This is a genomic window from [Phormidium] sp. LEGE 05292 (assembly GCF_015207735.1).
Lineage (GTDB): Bacteria > Cyanobacteriota > Cyanobacteriia > Cyanobacteriales > Aerosakkonemataceae > Floridanema.
Window position 1 is genome coordinate 1 of record NZ_JADEWG010000255.1, and the last position, 5,715, is coordinate 5,715.

Annotated in this window: 5 protein-coding genes; 1 reads left to right on the plus strand and 4 read right to left on the minus strand. The window is 38.2% G+C overall.

The window, feature by feature from the left end; translation table 11 throughout:
* Positions 1 to 31: 31 nt before the first annotated feature.
* From IQ264_RS33780 to IQ264_RS31280, 4 genes are all read right to left on the minus strand, one after another.
* Entirely contained in the window at positions 32 to 877 is an 846-nt protein-coding gene (locus IQ264_RS33780; protein WP_193986416.1) for a M15 family metallopeptidase, read from the minus strand.
* Between the two features lie 79 nt (positions 878 to 956).
* Positions 957 to 2,240, minus strand: a complete 1,284-nt coding sequence (locus IQ264_RS31270; protein ID WP_193986418.1) for a type II restriction enzyme — start codon at positions 2,238 to 2,240, stop codon at positions 957 to 959.
* Between the two features lie 4 nt (positions 2,241 to 2,244).
* Positions 2,245 to 3,087: a DNA adenine methylase gene (locus IQ264_RS31275; protein ID WP_322744841.1), complete on the minus strand. Its 843-nt coding sequence runs from the start codon at positions 3,085 to 3,087 to the stop codon at positions 2,245 to 2,247.
* Positions 3,088 to 3,250: 163 nt separating this feature from the next.
* Positions 3,251 to 4,159: a metallophosphoesterase gene (locus tag IQ264_RS31280; RefSeq protein ID WP_193986422.1), complete on the minus strand. Its 909-nt coding sequence runs from the start codon at positions 4,157 to 4,159 to the stop codon at positions 3,251 to 3,253.
* Between the two features lie 239 nt (positions 4,160 to 4,398).
* Between IQ264_RS31280 and IQ264_RS31285 the strand changes: the two genes are divergently transcribed.
* On the plus strand, positions 4,399 to 5,667 hold the full coding sequence (locus IQ264_RS31285) for a hypothetical protein (RefSeq protein WP_193986424.1): 1,269 nt from the start codon (positions 4,399 to 4,401) through the stop codon (positions 5,665 to 5,667).
* The last annotated feature ends 48 nt before the right edge of the window (positions 5,668 to 5,715 follow it).

The window sequence follows — 5,715 nt, forward strand, 5'->3', positions numbered from 1 at the left end:
TGTCCCTTTGTCCCCCCTGCCCCTGGAGCCCCTACTTCCGACTGGGGCTAAGATTTTTGGCTTTGTAAAATGTTTCTAGGCTTTGTCTATCCCCAACAAAACGCCAATGCCAAGGTTCATAACTTACGCCTTGGGAATTATTTTTGGGAAAGGACATTTCAAAGCTAAACCGCGCGGCGTTTGCTTGTAGCCACTTAAAAGCAGCTGTGTTTTCAAAATTGGGGTTCAAGTTAGTTGCGGGGAGATTGCCATCGCCAATATCAGCGGCGTAACCTGTGTGATGTTCACTGTAACCTGGTGGGGCGCTGACTGATGCTCTGTCGGCTGCTGCTTGACCTCGCTGGGCTTTTACGTCAAAAAATAGGTGTTGCTGCTCTGCTACAGAACGAAATCCAGAAATAGGTACTAAAATAATTCCCTGCGCTCTAGCTGCTGCTACCATTGCTTTAAATTTCTCGGCAGCTGGTTGACGTAGTTTAATCCTACCATCGGCTGTAATTGATTGTAATTGTTGGGCTGGTGCTTCTTGATAAGCGAAATGTCCAGATTTTCCCACAACTATATCGGGCTGTTTGGTGAGTTCAGGCTGTTTGGTCGATACTTTGCTAGTTTCCACTGAGGTGGGAGTTGGTGTCTGATTTTTACCCAGACTGTTAATGAGACGAATTATATTTGGCTCTGAAGATAATAAAGTGGCGAACCAAAAACCAGCAAACAGAGCAATTACTCCTAGTCCTGTTAGTCCTGTAATTAGCCAGAAGTTGTGCCTCCGACGCTGGGTTACTGTTGTAGTTGGCGCTTCCCGTAAAGCCTCTGGGATATCATCAAATGAGGGTACTACTCGCGATCGCTTTTTGGCGAGATCGGGATTGTCCACGCAGGTCACTCCTACTCTCAAAGAAACTCTAGATTTAACAATTGTAAACGCTGAATGATCAGGATTAGTCTATAACAGGTTATTCGATCTGTGACCAAATCCAGTCTATCCATTTCCGAACCGTCTGCGATCGTCTTTCTATTGTCGTAGAACTGAGGGTTAAGCCACAGTCTAACATTACTTTACAAACTTCTTCTTGAGATGGAGTTTCTCCTTTTTTTATACTTAATTCAAAAGTTTTATAAAAAATTTCATGTTCTAAAATCTTCTTAATCAAAGCAATGTACTTATTTTTCTGGTGTCTACTTAAAATATCTTTTCCTTCATCAGTAAGACAAAAAAATCCTGATTTTTTATACTTATTCACTAATCCAATATATCTACACGCATCAGTATAATAATTTGTTTGTCTAACATCGAACTGATAATTTTCTGTAATTTCATCTCTAGTCAAATCTCTTTCTACTAAAAGTGATAATAAATCTACTACTCTTTCAAAATTATCAGCTTGTGGGAAAGGAACATCATCTTTTTTAGCAATTAAATTAATTTTTTTAAAAATATTATTAACATCCTCTAATTGGATATTTTCCGGTGCTATAATATAGTTTTTCTGTTTTACTAAACTCAATGAGTTATAATCTAAAGCATCATCAAATTTATATATAAAAAAGCTAAACATATCATTAGAATAAGTCATTAAAACAGGAATAACTTGTTTAGAAAGTTTACTTGACCATAATCTGTATGGATAATAAAGCTGTCTGATCATAAAGTCGTCAATGGAATAATTTTTAGCCTCTACTAATAAAAAGTAATTTTCACTCTCAAATCCTCCGTCTATTTCACACTGGGCATTTTCGACATTTATTGGGTAATATTTTTCATTTTTTGAGCTTTTAATTTTAAAGTTAAATTCTTTTGTAGACATTCTACCTGACACGGTATAAATAGTCTCTTCACCTGCTAAATCATCTATAATTTTCGTTAGAAAAGCACAGTGTAATGCTGAACTTTCAGAATATAAATTGGCATAATCTACACTTTCTACTTGCTCAGGAAATTCAAATGGTATTATCTCAACTGAATTACTATATTCAACTTTGTAATGGGTATCAAAATAACCAATCAAGTATTTCGATCTGGAAATTGGCAAAATTGAGAGATGACTAGATTTAAAGATTTTAGGTAAATTTACATAATGATCAAACTTAGCCATTAATCTACTTTGCCTTACTTTGTTGATCCGTTCAGAATCTATTTCATAGTAGCCACACTTAGCTATATGTTCTAAAATTTTATCTTCTTCAAAAATCTCCTCCCAAGCTTTATCGTTTTTTGTTTTGTCGTTGTTTGATGGCATATTTTTATGGTTGATAATTTAGTACTAAAATTTCTTCTACCCTACCTCTTTTTAGAGCATTGGAATTAATATTCCTGGTTGCGTTTACTTTTATGTAAGAATATTCTCTATATAAACTTTCTGTAAAGGGTGTTAAAGAATTACTAAGCATGACGTTACAACCTCTCTCTGTTAAATCTATAAAAACTTCCTTTAATCTCTTTTGATCGTTTTTGTCAAAACCATTAATATCATAACCAGTAAAAGAAGCCGTATTTGAAACAGGATCGTAAGGTGGATCAAAATATACAAAATCACCTTTTTTAGCAGTTTTGACGGCTTCCTGAAAATCTGTATTTAAGATTTTAATATCATTATTTTTTAAATAATTGCTTACTGCTCTTAGAACAGCATCTTCTAAGATATTTGGATTTTTGTATTTACCAAATGGTACATTAAATTGCCCTTGCGAATTAACTCTAAAAAGCCCATTGTAACAAGTTTTATTAAGATATATTATTCGTGATGCTTTTTCCACTAATGATATATTCTGATAATCATCAGATCTATCCCAGTCCCTTATCTCATAGTAATATGTTGGATCATTTTTATGTTTTTTCAGATCCAAAATTAATTCTTCTACCCAATCTTTAATAACTGTGTAACAACTTATGAGTCCAGTATTACTATCATTTATAACTGCCTTGGTTGGCTGCAATTCAAAAAGAAGCGCTCCTGCTCCTAAAAAAGGTTCGTAATATACATTATTACTCCGAATTTTAGGCAAATACTTTTTGATTTCAGGTAGTAATTGTCTCTTACCTCCTGCCCACTTTAAAAATGGTCTTACTACCTTGTTCCGGCTCACAAAAACACCTCTAAACCTGAATATAAGAGCGGTGATTAATTTAATCATATATATTGTAGGTACAAATGTACTATAAATCAAGCATTTTATTTCAAGTTTACATTTGAGAGCAAGAGCATTTGACGTTTGTAAACCTTTGTGATACTAAACTATCCAACAAAACCTACAAACTAATCACACCTCTGTCAAATACTAAATTATCTGTACCAATGGCGCTAATCAAAATTCGATCGCCATACACCTCATAAGCTGCAAAACTCAAGCGACTTGCTGAATATTCCGTCCACTCAGAACGTCCCACTGGGCGAGTTCCTGCACCTCCACCAGTAATCATGTACGTTGTGCCATTAATAGAACGAGTACGCTCATAACTGTGTTCATGACCGTTAATATAAAGTTGGACTTTATACTTTTGGAACAACGGAGTCAAAGTCTTAATAAACGGTTGATTCACCCCATAAACGCCAGAGGAATAAATCTGGTGATGCCCAAACACAATTTTCCAGGGCGCATTGCTGCGACTTAGTTCTTTCTCTAACCAAATCAACTGATTTTTCCAATCGGCATTACTATTAGTATCTAAAGCAAAAAATTGTACGGAGTCACGGCGAAAAGTATAGTAGCGACTTGGCATATTAAAACCAGGATATTGAACTTGAGGATCGCCATTTTTTGTGACAATATCATGATTACCTAAACAAGCCTGAAATTTTACTCCTTTTTTCAATAAATATTGATAAGGTCGCTCAAAAACTGCCTCAATTTTTTCGATTTCCCCGTAATTGTAAATGTTATCTCCTGCCAAAATTACTAAATTGTAGGGATTTTTTTGGTGATAGCGAGACATGGCTTCCGCTACAGCATACTGATTTTGCGTACCAGTACCCGTATCGGCGACGGAAACGAATCTGAACAGGGGTGGTGTTGTCGGGGTGGCTAATTCCGAGACTGTGTTGGATAATTGCGTATCTGCACTTTCGGCTGGGGAACTTTGCAAAAGTTTACCTAAAAAGCTTAATCCCAAACCAGTTAAGCCGCCTAAAGTTAGGAACTGACGACGATTAAATTTCATAATTAATTCTTAAACTCAATAACTCGCTCAAAAGCAGAATACCAAATGATAGATTTAGGTGAGGAGAGAGCTTCCTGTAAGAATCTTAGGACTAACACTGTCACACTTACATATTTGTAAGGTGCATCAGAAAAGCTAAAACCTCCCTTAATTTTAAAGATTCTAGGTCTGACGCATCATAAGATTGTGCCAGTTGCGTAAGTCCTGAATCTGTTGTGGTTCGCCCAGGAAAAGATTTCATGTCACAAGATCAACCAAAGCAGCCAGAAGTTAGCACTCAGGACACTATACCCTCTGCTGCTAGTTTGCCACCAGAAACAGCTATGCCTGTTCCGAGTCCGCTAACAGATACGTTACCAGCTGAGGAATTAACTGTTCCGAGTCCGCTGAGAGATACGTTACCAGCTGAGGAATTAACTGTTCCCAGTCCGTTAACAGATACGTTATCAGCAGCGGAATTAACTGTTCCGAGTCCGCTGACAGATACGTTACCAGCAGCGACGACTGTTGTTCCTCATCTGATGGCGGAAACTTTACCAGCACAGGAAATAATTGTTCCGACTCCAGAGGGGGAAACGTTAGCAGCAGCAACGATACCTGCGCCTGTGTCAGAGGGGGAAACGTTAGCAGCAGCAACGACTCCTGCGCCTGTGTCAAAGGCGGAAACTCCGGCTAAGGCTGCACCTGTGGCGAAAAAGCCGAGTTTTTTGAGTAAAATTTGGGGTTTGTGGAAGGCGTTTTTGACGAAGGTACGTCAGATTTTGCCGGAGTCGGTGCGGCAAAAGTTGCCTAATGATACGGTGTTGACTGGTGCGATCGCTCTAATATTAATCCTCATATTATGGGTAAATTCCCTCCTTTCGCCCGGAAAACCAGCACAAGTCGCTGAAGTTCCCCCCACAATTCCTAGCACACCGTCAGAGGTGACAACACCACCAGAAGCTACCATTCCCCCAGAGGTAACAATACCACCAGAAACTACCATTCCCCCAGAGGTGACAACACCACTGGAAGATATCCCAGTTTCAGAAATTCCTGTACCGTCAGAAATTACCACGCCCTCGGAAACTCCTGTATTTACTCCTGTACCAGAAGAGGAAAAGGTAGCATCAGGAATTGAAGCGCCGCTGGAATTAACAGAACCTGAACCACCTAAACCAATAGAAACTCTACCACCACCACCGCCTGTATTGACACCGGAACAAACTTTAATTGCGGCAATTCAAAACCAAGTTGCTGATATTGCCAGTGAATTTGCTAATGGTTTAATTGTGGGAATTAAAGCTGATTTTCCCAATAATTTTTTAAGCCTCCAAGTAGCTAATGATTGGTACACTTTTGATTCAGCTAAACAGGATCAATTAGCTGCTGATATGTGGCAACGTTCTCAAAAATTGGACTTTGAAAAGTTGGAAATTTATGATACTCAAGGTAGGCTGGTAGCTCGTTCTCCGGTAATTGGTTCTAATATGATTATTTGGCAAAGAAAGTTAACCGGACTTAGTTAGTTTTAGAGCAGAGGAGATGAGGGAATGGGGGGATGGGGAGATGGGGAG

Excerpts from the sequence above, each read along its gene's own strand:
- IQ264_RS31270 (WP_193986418.1), bottom strand. The coding sequence starts at position 2,240 with ATGCCATCAAACAACGACAAAACAAAAAACGATAAAGCTTGGGAGGAG.
- IQ264_RS31285 (WP_193986424.1), top strand. The coding sequence starts at position 4,399 with ATGTCACAAGATCAACCAAAGCAGCCAGAAGTTAGCACTCAGGACACT.
- IQ264_RS31280 (WP_193986422.1), bottom strand. The coding sequence starts at position 4,159 with ATGAAATTTAATCGTCGTCAGTTCCTAACTTTAGGCGGCTTAACTGGT.